Annotated in this window: 11 protein-coding genes; 2 read left to right on the forward strand and 9 right to left on the reverse strand. The window is 56.0% G+C overall.

Annotated elements, in window-relative coordinates; genetic code table 11:
- Positions 1-54: 54 nt before the first annotated feature.
- On the reverse strand, positions 55-828 hold the full coding sequence (locus tag ABJI08_RS02845; protein ID WP_348400306.1) for a 3-hydroxybutyrate dehydrogenase: 774 nt from the start codon (positions 826-828) through the stop codon (positions 55-57).
- A 350-nt stretch (positions 829-1,178) separates the two neighbouring features.
- On the opposite strand from ABJI08_RS02845, the gene ABJI08_RS02850 reads away from it, so the two are divergent.
- Positions 1,179-2,933 carry an extracellular solute-binding protein gene (locus ABJI08_RS02850; protein WP_348400533.1) on the forward strand — a complete coding sequence of 585 codons (1,755 nt, stop codon included), beginning with the start codon at positions 1,179-1,181 and terminating at the stop codon, positions 2,931-2,933.
- 107 nt (positions 2,934-3,040) lie between these two features.
- Here the strand turns inward: ABJI08_RS02850 and ABJI08_RS02855 are convergent, their stop codons facing one another.
- The 3 genes from ABJI08_RS02855 to ABJI08_RS02865 are packed head-to-tail and all read right to left on the reverse strand — an operon-like array spanning position 3,041 to position 6,407.
- Complete coding sequence (locus tag ABJI08_RS02855) at positions 3,041-4,387, reverse strand: cytochrome P450 (protein ID WP_348400307.1); 1,347 nt, start codon at positions 4,385-4,387, stop codon at positions 3,041-3,043.
- Positions 4,384-5,598 (reverse strand): hypothetical protein, encoded by a 1,215-nt coding sequence (locus ABJI08_RS02860; RefSeq protein WP_348400308.1) that lies wholly within the window; start codon positions 5,596-5,598, stop codon positions 4,384-4,386. The genes ABJI08_RS02855 and ABJI08_RS02860 overlap by 4 nt, the downstream gene beginning before the upstream one ends.
- Before the next feature lie 56 nt (positions 5,599-5,654).
- Entirely contained in the window at positions 5,655-6,407 is a 753-nt protein-coding gene (locus ABJI08_RS02865; protein WP_348400309.1) for a cytochrome c biogenesis protein CcdA, read from the reverse strand.
- Between ABJI08_RS02865 and ABJI08_RS02870 the strand changes: the two genes are divergently transcribed.
- Positions 6,406-6,744 carry a sulfurtransferase TusA family protein gene (locus ABJI08_RS02870; RefSeq protein ID WP_348400310.1) on the forward strand — a complete coding sequence of 113 codons (339 nt, stop codon included), beginning with the start codon at positions 6,406-6,408 and terminating at the stop codon, positions 6,742-6,744. The two genes, ABJI08_RS02865 and ABJI08_RS02870, sit on opposite strands and share 2 nt — an antisense overlap.
- Before the next feature lie 47 nt (positions 6,745-6,791).
- Here the strand turns inward: ABJI08_RS02870 and ABJI08_RS02875 are convergent, their stop codons facing one another.
- From ABJI08_RS02875 to purQ, 5 genes are all read right to left on the reverse strand, one after another.
- A complete protein-coding gene (locus ABJI08_RS02875) occupies positions 6,792-9,956 on the reverse strand; it encodes an Rne/Rng family ribonuclease (protein WP_348400311.1) in 3,165 nt (1,054 codons plus the stop codon).
- Positions 9,957-10,392: 436 nt separating this feature from the next.
- Positions 10,393-11,067 (reverse strand): HAD family phosphatase, encoded by a 675-nt coding sequence (locus tag ABJI08_RS02880; RefSeq protein WP_348400312.1) that lies wholly within the window; start codon positions 11,065-11,067, stop codon positions 10,393-10,395.
- A 120-nt stretch (positions 11,068-11,187) separates the two neighbouring features.
- The gene (locus tag ABJI08_RS02885) at positions 11,188-12,522 is read right to left on the reverse strand and encodes a sigma-54 dependent transcriptional regulator (protein ID WP_348400313.1); all 1,335 of its coding nucleotides are present in this window, start codon (positions 12,520-12,522) and stop codon (positions 11,188-11,190) included.
- A gap of 4 nt (positions 12,523-12,526) precedes the next feature.
- Positions 12,527-14,290, reverse strand: coding sequence for an ATP-binding protein (locus ABJI08_RS02890; RefSeq protein WP_348400314.1), 1,764 nt, complete (start codon positions 14,288-14,290; stop codon positions 12,527-12,529).
- A gap of 37 nt (positions 14,291-14,327) precedes the next feature.
- Positions 14,328-14,996: a phosphoribosylformylglycinamidine synthase subunit PurQ gene (gene purQ / locus ABJI08_RS02895; protein WP_348400315.1), complete on the reverse strand. Its 669-nt coding sequence runs from the start codon at positions 14,994-14,996 to the stop codon at positions 14,328-14,330.
- Positions 14,997-15,024 lie beyond the last annotated feature (28 nt).

Genomic DNA, 15,024 nt, shown 5'->3' on the forward strand with positions numbered 1-15,024 from the left:
ACAATGACCACTCTGGGGGTCGGTGTGGGGGCTGCCCCCCACATCAACAAAACGTCAAAGCGCGGTCCAGCCGCCATCAACGGAAATGGTTGTGCCCGTGATCTGCGCCGCCGCGTCAGAGCACAGGAACGCCACCGTGCCCCCCAACTGCTCAACCGTAGCAAATTCCCGGCTTGGCTGACGCTCCAGCATCACCTTTTTGATCACCTCTTCGCGCCCCATGCCGTATTTTTCCATGGTGTCCGGAATCTGCGCCTCAACCAGCGGCGTCAAAACATATCCGGGGCAAACCGCGTTACATGTGATCGGCTCTTCTGCTGTTTCCAGAGCCACCGCCTTGGACATGCCCACAACGCCATGCTTTGCCGCTATATAAGCAGATTTGTAGGGCGACGCCGTCAATCCGTGCGCCGAGGCAATGTTCACCACCCGGCCCCATCCACGTTTGCGCATATGCGGCAAAGCAGCGGCTGTGGTGTGAAAGGCTGAATTCATATTGATCGCGATAATCGCGTCCCATTTATCGGCAGGAAATTCATCAATTGGCGCCACATGCTGAATACCGGCATTGTTCACCAGAATATCGCATCCACCCGCCTGTTCGATCAACGCCCGACATTCGTCTCCCTTGGACATATCTGCCTTGATATAGCGCGCCTCGACACCGCATTGCGCCGCGATTTCGGCGGCCAGCGCGTGATCTTCATCCCGATCTGTGAACGAATTCAGAATCACATTCGCGCCAAGCTTGGCGATTTCCTGCGCGATTCCCAAACCGATTCCCGAATTTGAACCAGTCACGATGGCCGTTTTGCCTGTCAGTGTCATGCCTCAGTCTCCTCATGTTGCAGTTGCACCATAACAATGCTGCGCTCGCAAAATAAGGGGTCATCCGCTGCTTGCGTATTCTTACGGACGCGCAAGTGCCAAAAAAAACGCCCGCACGAAGCGGGCGTAAAGTTATTGAGGCAGGTTTCATACAGGCAAGAAACCTATCGAGCAGTGCAATCTTTATAAGCGTTCCGACGCCGACCTCCAAGCTAAAAGTTTGATAACCCACGAATCCGCCGTTAGTTTTTAAGCTAATAAAACAAGGGCAAGAGAGGATTGTTCAGGCAATGACACCAGTATGTTTCCCACTTCGACGAGCATTTTGTGCGGCTTTGGCCGTTGTTTTCATGGGTGGTCAGGTCCAGTCGGACCCGGCGCACGGCATTGCCATGTACGGCGAACCAGCGCTGCCACCGGGATTCGAGTCGCTCCCCTATGCCAATGCGAACGCCCCCAAGGGCGGACGAATCGTTACCGGTAACACCGGCGGATTCGATTCGCTGAACCCATTTGTTCGCAAAGGAACAGTGCCTTGGCAGCTCCGATTCTTTGCTTACGAATCGCTCATGGGTCGCAATAGGGGTGAACCATTTGCCCTTTACGGCCTGCTTGCAGAATCAATCGAAACCGCACCTGACCGCTCTTGGGTTGAATTTAATCTGCGCCCCGAAGCCCGTTTCTCCGATGGAAAACCCGTCACTGTAGAAGATGTGATCTGGTCATTTGAAACCTTGGGCACCGTGGGTCACCCCCGTTATCTGGGTTTCTGGAAACAGGTCGAAAAGATCGAAGCCACCGGCCCGGATTCTGTCCGGCTGACATTTAACACCGACAATCAAGAACTTGCCCTGATCGCCGGCCTGCGTCCAATCCTGCAAAAGGCCCAGTGGGACGGCAAAGATTTTGCGGACGCCACGCTGGAAGACATCCCTATCGGTTCAGCCCCCTATCTGGTCAGCGATTTTGACCCCGGGCGCTATGTCACCCTCTCTCGCGATCCCGACTATTGGGGCGCCGACGTGCCGTTTCGCAAAGGCACCAACAATTATGACGAAATCCGCATTGATTTCTACGGCGATGGCGACGTCCTGTTTGAGGCCTTCAAAGCAGGTGAAATCTCTTACGTGCGCGAATTCAATGCTGATGACTGGGCCAGCCGATACAGCTTTCCTGACGCGGTGTCCGGAGATGTGGTGAAATCCGAAATTCCGCACCAGAAACCATCTGGCATGACCGGTTTTGTGATGAATGAACGCCGTCCGCCCCTTGATGATATCCGGGTGCGGGATGCGTTAATCCACGCCTTCAATTTTGAGTTCATCAACGACACCATGACCGGTGGACGCCAACCGCGCATCACATCGTATTTCTCAGGCTCTCTTTTAGGCATGGAGGATGGTCCTGCGACCGGTCCCGTGGCCGATATTCTGAAACCAATTGCGGATCAGCTGCCGCCAGACGCACTGTCCGGCTACACCCTGCCCGCCTCGGATGGCAGCGCACGCAACCGCGCCAATCTGCGTCGTGCAACCGATCTTTTGAATGCGGCTGGTTGGAATGCAGTCGATGGCAAAATGACCAATGCAGACGGGAAATCCTTAAGTCTTGAAATCCTGCTGCGTCAGGGCGACAGCCAGAACAAAGCCGTGATCGACATCTATACCAAATCGCTCGAACGCCTTGGCATCGACTCCACAGTGTCTCAGGTCGACAACGCGCAATACACGCAACGCGTCGCAGAGTACGATTTCGATCTCGCAGACTTCCGCCGCGCCCTGTCTCTCAGCCCCGGCAACGAGCAATACCTCTATTGGGGCAGCGACTCGGCCAAACAACCCGGATCGCGCAACCTGATGGGTGTGCAATCGCCGGTAATCGATGGTCTGATTGACGCCATGCTCACCTCTGACACGCAGGCAGATTTTGTCGCCAACACCCGCGCGCTGGATCGCGTCCTGATCGCCGGGCGGCATGTGATCCCGATCTGGAACTACGCCGTGGGCCGCATCGCACATCGTAAAGAGATGCACTTCCCGGACATCCTGCCAATCTATGGTGACGGTGCAGACTGGATGCCAGCCTTATGGTGGTACGAAGAGTAATTACCAACAACAGCTCGGGGCGCGCACCTTTGTCTGCGCGCCCTGTTTATGAAACCGATGCGATACCGACGTGATACCGACGCCGCGCCGATGCAGATATTCGCCTCTTAGCGGCGTTCAATTTTCAGGCGAATACCATCCCGCGAACGCACCGTCAGATACGCCACAGGCACCGGTGGCGGCCCGTCGGTGGTGATGCGAAAATGCTTAAGGATCATCGACAGGATCAATGGCCCCTCGACCATCGCAAACCCAGCCCCGGTACAAACCCGCGACCCGGCAGAGAATGGAATATAAGCCTCGCGCGCGCATTTGCGCCCGTTTTCAGTCCGCCAACGCGTGGGATCAAACCCATCCGGATTGTCCCACAACCGTTCGTGTCGATGCAAATGCCACGGCGACAAAACCATCTGCGCACCCGGTTTAATGTCGCGATCCCGAAACTGCTCCGGACAAGTCGACTGACGCACCATCATCGGCACAGGCGGATATAACCTCAGCACCTCGCGAAACACGTCCCGGCTGACTTTCAATCGCGACACTGCGCTAAAATCTTCTTCCAGATCAGTCGCTTCCGCCGCAATTTTTTCCTGCCACTCTGGATACAACGCCATTATATACAACGCCCATGCCAAAGCTGATGCGCTGGTTTCATGTCCGGCAAGGAAAAAGATCGCAACCTGATCGACCATCTCATCCGCATCAAAGGTTTCCCCGCTTTCCGGGTCTTGCGTGGTCATGATCTTGGTGGCCAGATCATCCGGCGCCGACCCGTCCCGGATCGCGACCATCCGTTCTTCGGTCAGTTGCTTGATCAACCCGCGAATAGACGCCGCCGTAGCCTTGGTATCTTTGCGAAAGAACCGTGGCATCCAGCGTGGCAAAGGCACAAATGCCGCCAGATTTAAGATCGGCTGGCTGCGCTGATAATCGCGGAACTGGGAAAACACCGCTGACGCAATTTCGTGCTCAATCGGGATTGAAAACAATGTGCGAAAGATCACATCTGCCGCAACATGACTGGTTTCCTGTTCTATCTCAACCACTTGTCCATCAAAGTTATCCAACCTTTGGACCGCCGCTTCGCTGGCTTGCCACATTGCCGGAAACGTATCGCGCAGCCGACCGCCCTCAAATGCGGGATCTATTATCCGCCGCTGCCGCTTCCATTTCTCCCCATTGGTCAGAAACACAGACTCCCCCAGCAAAGGCCGCAACCCTTCGCTGATCCGACTGGATTTCGGGAAATCATCCGGGCGTTCCTTCAACACCGTTTTCACCAAATCGGGTTGGTTCAACATGTATGACCGGAAAAACGGCGTCCGAAACTCGGCCATCCAGGCCCGGTACAAGCGCGCAGGCTGCGCCGAAAGAATGTCTTTGCGAAACAGCTTCACATAGTTGCGCAACGACACAGCATCGGGTCGCGACTCGGGCTTGGGGGGCAATGTCATGGGGTCATCTGCGGGAATTTATTCACCGCCCTCTCAATCCGGGATTTCGACGGCTGTCGGTCTTTGTAACGCTCTGCCAATGTCTTAGGTCCGGCTGTTATACGAAAATAGTCGTAATCCCCGGGTCGATCAAACGCGCACATATACTGAAAATGTAGCCTGAAGAACCGCCAGCGCAGCTCTTTCCAGCGCTCCGGGCTCAAGGTCTTTGTGAACGCCGCCGACACCACAAGCGGCCAGATTTTGTCGTCCTTCGCCACGCCAGTGACCGACACCGGGTCACATAATGCAAACGCACAGCCATCACCGGGCGCTGTCACATCTACCCACGTCACTGCAGGACAGGTTGACAAAAAGGCCAGATCAGCGCGCAGACGATACGCTTTGGGCAGGAATGACACCATTGGAACCACCTGCCCCAACGACAAAAAGGCCAACGCAGGTCCGTCTTTTGGCACATGACCGCCACGCACCAGATCCGCAAGGATCGACACCGCCAGATGCGCACCTGAACTGTGGCCCACCACAAGAACTTCGTCCACATCCTCTTGTAAACTCGGCGCAATCCGATCGCGAAACGCGCCCATACGCGCTTCTAGCTCGGGCGGATTGGCACCCTGGCTGGCCGCCGAATAGGCGTAGTCATGCATCAGGTAATAGGCGAAAAATTTGCCGTCCTTTTTGCGAAACCAATTCAGAATTGGCGGCACCACGGCAAGCGCCGCAAACCCGACCCTCCAAGGCAGAAATACCGCAATCGCCGCGCCGATCCCCCAAGCCACCAACAGTGCCAGCACAAGCTGGACCACCAGAAAAACCACCGGATACAGCGCCGCAATCACCGGCCCCTTGCGCAGTTTCATCAAACGCCCCAACGCACCGCTGACAATATATGTCCATGCGGTTCGGGCCAGCTGCACATAGGTTGCGGTGATACCCTGTTCCATGCTGTCACGCACGATGTCGGACCAGACCAGCACCTCAACGTCTGCCTGAGTCTGGCCGTTCTCGATCTCTGCGTCGACATGCCAGCCATAGGGACCATCGCCTGGTGTCTTGGCGGTCAGGGCAATGTCATACCCCGACACAGCCGCCTGCGCTGCACCTTCTTTGCGATAAAGTTCACGGTATCGTCTGGGATGAATGGGGTCATAGCCGGGAATGTAAAATACCCGACGGCGTCGCACCTCGCGGTGACTGTTTTTGCCCATATGCCTGCCCTTTCTTTGCTGGCAGACTACCCAACTACTGGGGCAAGAATACGCCCCTAACCAAGCGTTGCCAAGGCAGGGAATGTCTCTAGCAGCCACCAGCTAAACGTGCTGAACGCCCCGGTGACCAGCATCAGCCCGACTAGCACCAGCAACACGCCCATGATCTTTTCGATCAGGCCCATGTGACGCTTGAGTTTGTTCATCACACCCACAGCGCGTGTCAGAAAGATCGCAGCCAGCAGAAATGGAATGCCCAGACCCGCCGCATAAACCCCAAGCAATATCGTGCCGCGCGCGACCGACGCTTCGCCAGCTGCCATTGACAGGATCGCGCCCAATTGTGGACCAATGCACGGCGTCCAGCCAAATGCAAACGCAAGCCCCAGAACATAGGCTCCAAACGCCGATCCACCGGATTCGCCAGCATCAATGCGGGCCTCACGGTCCAGAAACGGAATGCGAAACACGTTCAGAAAATGCAGCCCGAAAATAATCACAATCACACCGGCAATTTGGCCGAAAAGCGTTTGATTTTGCAGGAAAAACGCACCAAATGCTGACGCCGTAAACCCAAGGAACAAAAATACCGTCGACAGCCCCATGACAAAGAACAGGGCCGCCCAAATGGCCTTGCGCCGTGCGGCGGCTTCGTCGGTCAGTTCCGCCATGCTGACACCACTCATATAGGCCAGATACGGCGGCACAATAGGCAGGACACAAGGCGACAAAAACGAGACTACACCAGCAATCAGCGCAACGAGCATTGCGGGTATCATTCCCGCATCGATGATATCAATTCCGAACATGCCCATCCCTTATCGCATTGCCACGGCCCCGTCACGCGCCACTGCAGTCACGCCCAAACACATCCCTGTGGACAGGCCATTTTTTCAGGATTATGTCATTGACATGGATCACGAAATTGACGCCATCGGGCTGTTGTGCCCTCTTCCGGTTCTGCGCCTGCGCAAACGTATGATGCCGTTGTCGGCTGGCACCCGTATCCGATTGCTGGCGGATGATCCCGCCGCCGTGGTCGACGTGCCTCATTTTTGTAACGAGGCTGGTCACAAGTTGATCGAGATGACCCAGACCGACGGCCATCTCAGCTTTCTTGTCGAAAAACAGGGCCGCCAAAAATAGAGACGCCGGGGAAATCCCCGGCGCTTTTGTTCTTTGTTTGACTGGCTTTAGCTGCCCTTCGACCACCAACCACGCCGCTTGGGCTTTGGCGGCATAGCCGGTTGCTCTGGCACGACGTCTACGACGGTCTCAACCGGTGCCACGACCTCTGCCTCAACAGCGGGTTCAACAATGGCCTCGGCCACATGTTCAACACCATTGGCAATCCCGGCCTCGACAACAGGCTCCGCCTCAACCGGCGCAGCAGGTTCGCTTTCGACAACGTCAACTGCTACTTCAGCGGTCTCTGCCAAGACGACAGGAGTCTCTGCCACAGGTTCGGCATCCGGTGCAGTCTCAACAGGCGCTTGAGCGCTGTCAGCGGCATTCGTCTCTTCCGTCTTTTTCGAACGTGATCGACTGCGCGACCGGCTACGAGTCCGCTTTTTTGGTTTGTCTTCGGTCTCGACGTCACCAGTGGCTTCGGTCTCACCAGCTCCAGCAACCTCAGATGGCTCTGCGGCTTCTTCTGCAGCGTCTTGCCCCTTGGCCTCGGCTTCACCGTTTTCCTGATCGTTTTCCTGCGCACCGGTTGAGGATTTACCCCGACGGCGACGACGACGACGGCGCTTCTTGGGCTTGGTTTCCTCTTCAGCCGCTTCCACGACGTCTTCGACTTCCGCCTCTACCGTTTCGATCTCGTCGATTTCATCCATCAATGAAGTATCCACCGAAACCACAGGCGAAGCCACTTCGGCCACAACCCGAGACGCTGTTTTGAATTTCTCCAGCGTAAAGTCAGGCGACACCAGATGCGTATCCCCTTCGATGCGCACCGAAAGACCATAACGTCCTTCAATCTGGGCAACATGTTCACGCTTTTGGTTCATGATGTAATTCGCAATGGCCACAGGGCATTTCACCAATACTTCACGTGACCGGCGGCGTGTGCCTTCTTCTTCGATCTGACGCAGGATCGACAGCGCAAGGTTATCATCCGACCGGATCAACCCGGTGCCGTGACATGCCGGACAAGGCTGTGTGGTGGCCTCAATCATGCCAGGACGCAGACGCTGACGCGACATTTCCATCAGACCAAAGCCCGAAATGCGCCCAACCTGAATGCGCGCGCGGTCGGTTTTGAGCTTGTCCTTCATCCGTTTCTCAACGGACGCATTGTTCTTGCGCTCGTCCATGTCGATGAAATCGATCACGATCAGACCCGCCAGATCGCGTAAACGCAACTGACGCGCCACTTCTTCGGCAGCCTCAAGGTTGGTTTTCAACGCGGTCTCTTCGATCGAACCTTCTTTGGTGGCCCGTCCAGAGTTCACGTCGATCGCAACCAGCGCCTCGGTGACACCAATCACGATATAACCGCCGGATTTCAGCTGAACCGTCGGATTGAACATACCGCTCAGGTATGTTTCGACCTGATAGCGGGCAAACAATGGCAGCGCTTCGGTGTAGTGCTTCACGTTTTTGGCGTGGGACGGCATGATCATTTTCATGAAGTCCTTGGCGATGCGATAGCCGCGCTCGCCTTCCACATGCACCTCGTCGATCTCACGATTATAAAGATCGCGGATCGATCGTTTGATCAGATCGCCTTCTTCGTAAATCTTCGCAGGCGCAATTGATTTCAGCGTCAGTTCGCGAATCTGCTCCCACATACGCTTGAGATAGTCATAGTCGCGTTTGATCTCGGTCTTGGTCCGCTTGGCACCCGCTGTTCTGACGATCAGACCAGCACCCTGCGGGACTTCGATTTCGCTTGCGATATCTTTGAGCTTCTTGCGGTCCGCAGCATTGGTGATCTTGCGGGAAATCCCGCCACCACGCGCCGTGTTGGGCATCAGCACGCAATACCGGCCTGCCAATGACAGATACGTTGTCAATGCCGCGCCTTTATTGCCGCGCTCTTCTTTGACCACCTGTACCAAAAGGATTTGGCGAACTTTGACCACTTCCTGAATTTTGTAACGGCGCGCGCGTGGTTTGCGAGGCGGGCGAATATCTTCGCTGTCATCCTCTTCCGCAACGGATTCGATACTGTCGTCTTTATCAGACGCCTTGGACCCTTTGGGTTTGGCTTCCTCAGACGTTTCTTCGCCAGAATCAGGCTCCTCGCTCGCCTCTTCCTGTGCGGGTGCGTCATCAGCTTTGGCTTCAACCGGCGCAGGGTCTTCCTGAGCGGCTAGTTCGGATGTTTCGGCGTCTACGGTCTCAGCTTCTGCTGTGGCGACATCTTCATTTGGCGCTACTGCTTCAACGTCCTGAACCGTTTCGGGCTGTTCTTCAACCTCTGGTGCTTCCACCTCTGCAGTGGCCTCAACCTCAGCTGCTGCTTCAGGTTCAGACGGCTCGCTTACAGTTTCTTCCCCGGTTTCGGGATCTTTTGAGACGACAGGATCGTCAGAATCCGTATTGGCGGCAATGGTTTTGCCACCTTCAGGCTTGTCTTCGGGCGCTTCCTCAACAGTTTCAACTGCTTCAGCAACGTCTTCGTCAGCACCCTCAGTCGCCGCCTCAACGTCAGGCTCAACCTCTGCTACCTCTTCGACAGCACTTTCCGGCGCCGCTTCAACTTCCGGTGCAGCTTCGGCAACGTCTTCTACTGGCGCAGTTTCGGCCGGGGTTTCAACACTTGCAGCGTCCGCTTCAGCAACCTGTGCCACATCGGCGGGCTCTTCAACCGGAGTCTCTGACACCAGTTCCATCGGAGACAGACCTTCGCCGCTATCTGTATCGGCTTCGTTCAGGTCAATTGTCTCCATCCCGGAGATGTCTTGAATTTCGGGCTTTTCAGCGTCTTGAACCGCCGCGACGGCTTGTTCATCCGTCGTCTCGACAGCCGCTGTTTCTTTGGGTTTACGAGACCGCGAACGCGACCGTGAACGCGACCGCGAAGATTTGGGTTTCTCGTCTTCCTCGTCGCGCGCCTTCAACGATTCAGCATAGGCGCGCTCTTCTTCCATCAGCGCCTCGCGGTCAGCGACCGGGATTTGATAATAGTCTGGGTGAATTTCCGAAAACGCCAGGAACCCATGGCGGTTTCCGCCATAGTCAACAAAAGCCGCCTGAAGCGAAGGCTCCACACGCGTGACTTTTGCGAGGTATATATTTCCTGCTAGCTGACGTTTGTTTTCTGATTCAAAGTCGAATTCCTCAACTTTGTTTCCGTCCACCACCACAACGCGGGTCTCTTCCGCGTGGGTGGCATCGATGAGCATTTTTTTGGCCATGATATCCGTATGCACCTACGCAATCGTCCGCGCCCTGGTGGGGCGTTGAGGGTGAATTGCGTCGGGTGACTTGTCTGTGCGATGTCAGGCGCGCGGCCAAGAGGGCCGCGTACGGCCTCTGCTCGGTCCATCAATATGTTGGCGCGCTTCATCGCGTTTCTTCTCCGACACAGCAAACCATTAAGCCTAACTGCGCCTGTTATATGCCCTCCGCCGTGCGGATCGGGCGTCTCACTGGCCCCTTTTGAGGGCCTCATCGGTCTGGATGTATCGCGTGGCCACCGGCCTCTCGCGCGTCACTCTCCAGCGAAACTTTTACCGTCAACCGAAACACGGACTGACGTATGACTACATAAGACCACTGGTAGGGAGATTACAATGGAGAAACGACACCGTATGTTGCGACTACAGATTTCGCCAGTCGCTATGAAAGCGGCGCGTTCCACAAACCAAGCTGACGCAAAGCATCCCGCAAATCTGTTGCAATCTCCTGTCCCAAGTCAGGCAACTGGCTGCAGGACGGGCGCAAGTCAGGAATCTGAAAGCTGTGGCACCCCGACGCCACGGCGGCGGTAATTCCCGGATCGCTGTCTTCAAAGGCTACGCAGTCCTGTGGATGCACGCCAAGCGTCTCAGCCGCCTGTAAATAGGGCGCCGGATCTGGTTTGTTGGCACGCACTTCGTCCCCTGCCCGAACGTGATCAAGAAAGGGCAGCAATCCAGCCGTGGCCAGTTTCTGCCGCGCCAGCACACCTTTGGTCGAAGTCACAACCGCAATGCGCGCGTCCAGTTCTCTGAGGCGGCTCAGGACGTCTTTGGCAAAGGGGCGCAATGGAATGCCCGCCTCTGCCCGTGTCGCGTACCGTCTGCGAAATGACAGCATAAAGTCGGCAAACTTCACATGCCGTGGCAGAAAATCCGCCACCCTCTGTTCTGTTTCGGCGCTGGAGGTTCCAATCAACCCCATAAAAAACTCGGTTGAGGTACCGTGATCCAGGGCCAGTTCATCAGTCATCTCTAAAAAGATGCGCATCATCAGACGCTCGGAATCAAGCAACAGCCCGTCCATGTCGAATAAGAATGCTGCGGGACGTGGCACGTGAAAAGCTCCTGACGGCAAAGCTGCCTGTGCCCAAGTCAATGTCAAACGAGGCCGCAGGTTTCAATCCCGCAGCCCCGTTTCCAAGGTCACACTTTCCTTCAACCTGAAGCGAACCGGTTAAAGATAATCCGCACGCTGCAGTCCGTATTTCGCCATTTTCTCATTCAGCGTCCGGCGCGGCAGGCACAATTCTTCCATCACGCTGGCAATCGAGCCGCGATGACGCCGCATCGTATTGTCGATCAACATGCGCTCAAAGGCTTCGACATATTCTTTCAGTGGCTTGCCTTCTGTGGTCATGACCGGCTGCATGTCTTCGTGGTCTGACATCAACAGCGACGCGATCGTGCCTCCGCCACGGCGCGATTGCAGAACGGCCCGTTCCGCCAGATTGATCAGCTGACGCACATTGCCCGGCCACGGAGCCTGTAACAATTGCGCGGCTTCCTGCGCGCTGACTTGCGGCGCGTCACAGCCATATTCCTCGGAAAACTGCTCGCTCAACCGTGTGAACAACGTCAGAATGTCCTCTCCGCGCTGGCGCAAAGGCGGCACGGTGATGCGCAGCGCGGCCAGCCGGTAAAACAGATCGGGGCGCAAAGCGTCTTCACAGGTGCGGTCCTGTTCTTGCATGTTGCACAATGCCACAATCCGCGTTTCTGCCGGGGTGCCCTGTTCATTGATCACGTTCAACAGCTTGGCCTGTAACCCGTCGCTCAGCGTCTCAACATCTTCCAACACAAGCGTTCCACCGCGCGCCTCTTCGATGGCAGGCAACTGGCTGTCCTCCGGGTTCATCGGGCCGAACAAACGGCGCGCCAGAGCCTCTTCCTCAAACGCACCGCAGCTGACCAGCACAAACTTTTTCCCGGCCCGACTGCCCACAGCATGCAATGCATGCGCCACCAGCGTTTTGCCGGTACCGGTTTCACCATCAATCAGAACATGGCCATCCGCCTGCCCCAAATCCAGAATATCCTCTTTCAGACGTTCCATCACCGGACTGGCGCCGATCAGTTTTTTGATGATCTGCCCACCATCGCTCAACTCGCGCCGCAACACACGACTGTCCAACGTCAGGCGACGTGCAATGGTCGCCTTTTTGGCCAGTTGGGTCATGCGATCCGGGTTGAATGGTTTTTCTAGGAAATCGTAGGCTCCAACGCGCATCGCTTCCACCGCCATGGGCACATCACCATGCCCGGTGATCATAATCACCGGCAACGCGCTGTCCGCACCCATCAGCTTTTTCAGGAACTGCATCCCGTCCATGCCCGGCATTTTGATGTCCGAGATGACAATGCCCGGATAGTCCGATCCAAGCGCTTTTAGCGCGTCTTCTGCGCTGGCAAATGTTTCTGTGTCATATCCTGACAGCGCCAGCCACTGGCTGATCGACTGCCGCATATCCTGTTCATCATCGACGATGGCGATTTTCATACCTTGGGCCACGCGTTTACTCCGCTGCTTCTACGTCTTCATTCAAAATGGGCAGCTGCACTTCAAATACAGCCCCCTGTGTGTGTCCATTGCGCGCCGTCAGGCGGCCGCCCAGATCATTCACGATCCCCGAAGAGATCGCCAATCCAAGGCCAACTCCGTCACCGGGCTGCTTGGTGGTAAAAAACGGCTCGAATAATTCATCCAGATTTTCGATGCCCGGACCGTTATCGCGCACGGTCAGTGTCGCGGTCTCTCCGACGGCCAGAATGATGTCGATTTCCGGATTATCCACACCCAGCGTCGCATCCAAAGCGTTGCGCAACAAATTGATCATCACCTGTTCAATGCGCACCCTGTCACCCATCACGCGCACCGGGTCATCCGGAAGAATCTGGCTAATCCGGACTTGCCGCTGCCGCAGCTGGGGCTCCATCATCGACAATGCCGAGGTCAGTGCGTCGATCATGTTCACCGGCGTAAAATCATCGCCACCTTTACGGGCATACGATTTCAGCTGTTTGGTGATCGCACCCATGCGCTCAATCAGATCGTCAATCCGCTGAAATGACGACAACGCCTCTTCTGGCCGGTTGCGCCGCAACAAAAGCCGCGCGCCCGCCAGATAGGTCTTCATCGCCGCCAAAGGCTGGTTCAGCTCATGACTGACCGCCGCAGACATTTCCCCCAACGCCGCGAGCTTTGAACTCTGCGCGAGACTGTGTTCGGCGACTTCCAAACTTTGCTGCATCCGTTCACGCTCAGCAATTTCACGCTGAAGCCTTTGGTTCAAAGCGCGCAGCTCAACCGATTCCCGCTGAAATAACGCCACACGCACAGCACTTTTGCGGCTAACCACGTAAAACGCCAATGCCAGCAAGATCGCAAAGCCCATTATTTCAAGCGCCAGAACCGCGTTCACCTTTTCGCGCACGCTGGCATAAGTCGTAAAAGACGTCATACGCCAGCCTCGAAAAGGAATGCGCACATCCTTGCGCATTACAGCCTCACCCTGAAAATAGGCGTCCGCAGGTAACTGGGTCCAGTCTGCAGTGGCCTGAATAGCGCGTTCAATGGCACCTTGGGCTGGCTGACGCGCCAAAGCTTCGGTTTCTGTTAACCCTCGCCACCTTGGCTCTGAGGCCAGAACGATCGACCCTTCACTTTGCGTGACATAAACCGCGTCTGAAATGCCGGCCCAGGCACGCTCAAATTTGTGCAGGTCGACCTCAACAACAATCACACCAATCGGCTGACCCTGGCTGTCCACCCGTCGCGAATAGGTAAAACGGTTGGTCCCGGATTCACCTTCTGTAACAGAAAACAACGTTGCGTTAGAACGCAACGCATTCACAAAAAACGCGCTGTTTCTGTGCGATGTGCCCAAACGCGTCCGATCCGTGGCCGCGACTGTGCGCCCGCCCTCATCCAACAATAACAAAGACGCCGCACCAATTTCCTCGACAAAGGATATCAGCCGCGCGGTGGACTGTGAGAAATCGTCTGAGTTCAATGCCCCGATAAGCTCGGGGTCCTTTGCCAACAACTGCGGAACAATCGCACTACGTCTGAGTTCCGACAGCAAGTTACCAGAGTAAAGCGCCAGCCTTAGCTCAGCCCGGTTGCGCGTATTCTGCGTGAACCGATCCGTCAAAAGGCTGTTTGTAACCCAGATCGTCACCCCGGCAAACAGACACAACACCAGCAGAGCTGTGCGCACACGCCAGCTGGCCGCTTTGGGTCGCGATTTCGCTGCGTCTTGTGTGGGAGGCGGGTTCATACCTCCCAGAATACGCTTGGGCTGCGTCGGCCTCAAGTCAGGCGGTCGCCAACTGGTCCATTAACGAGCGGAACATTGCCACCCCATCGGTGCCACCATGCCCATCATCGGCCGCCCGCTCAGGGTGTGGCATCATCCCCAGAACCCTGCGGTTCTTGGAAACCACACCGGCAATATCTGCAACCGAACCGTTCGGATTATCAGTGTAAGTAAAGGCAATTCGACCTTCATCACGCAACTGCGCCAGCTTTTCGTCTGTAGCAAAATAGTTGCCATCGTGATGGGCAATCGGAATATCGATCACCTGCCCCGGCGCATATCCGCCGGTAAAGGCTGTTTCGGTCGTTTCAACCTTCAAACCAACCGTGCGGCAAATGTATTTCAGTCCTGCATTGCGCCGCAACGCCCCCGGCAGGATGCCGGTTTCGGTCAAAACCTGAAATCCATTGCAGACGCCAATCGCATATCCACCACGCTCGGTGTGGGCGATAAGCGATTTGCAGATTGGCGAGTTGGCAGCAATTGCCCCGCAGCGCAAATAGTCGCCAAAAGAAAAGCCGCCCGGAACGCCAACAATGTCCAGCCCTTCAGGAAGCGCTGTGTCCTTGTGCCAGACCATGGTCACATCCATACCCGCCTGTTCAAAGGCGACGGCAAGATCCCGGTCACAGTTAGATCCGGGAAAAACGATGACAGCTGCACGCATTTTGGGCTCTCCTAGGCAGAAACTCGGT

This window comes from Shimia sp., assembly GCF_039969785.1.
GTDB lineage: Bacteria > Pseudomonadota > Alphaproteobacteria > Rhodobacterales > Rhodobacteraceae > Shimia.

Coding starts and splice junctions, on each gene's coding strand:
- ABJI08_RS02845 (WP_348400306.1), bottom strand. CDS start 828: ATGACACTGACAGGCAAAACGGCCATCGTGACTGGTTCAAATTCGGGA.
- ABJI08_RS02850 (WP_348400533.1), top strand. CDS start 1,179: ATGGGTGGTCAGGTCCAGTCGGACCCGGCGCACGGCATTGCCATGTAC.
- ABJI08_RS02855 (WP_348400307.1), bottom strand. CDS start 4,387: ATGACATTGCCCCCCAAGCCCGAGTCGCGACCCGATGCTGTGTCGTTG.
- ABJI08_RS02860 (WP_348400308.1), bottom strand. CDS start 5,598: ATGGGCAAAAACAGTCACCGCGAGGTGCGACGCCGTCGGGTATTTTAC.
- ABJI08_RS02870 (WP_348400310.1), top strand. CDS start 6,406: ATGCCCATCCCTTATCGCATTGCCACGGCCCCGTCACGCGCCACTGCA.
- ABJI08_RS02865 (WP_348400309.1), bottom strand. CDS start 6,407: ATGTTCGGAATTGATATCATCGATGCGGGAATGATACCCGCAATGCTC.
- ABJI08_RS02875 (WP_348400311.1), bottom strand. CDS start 9,956: ATGCTCATCGATGCCACCCACGCGGAAGAGACCCGCGTTGTGGTGGTG.
- ABJI08_RS02890 (WP_348400314.1), bottom strand. CDS start 14,290: ATGAACCCGCCTCCCACACAAGACGCAGCGAAATCGCGACCCAAAGCG.
- purQ (WP_348400315.1), bottom strand. CDS start 14,996: ATGCGTGCAGCTGTCATCGTTTTTCCCGGATCTAACTGTGACCGGGAT.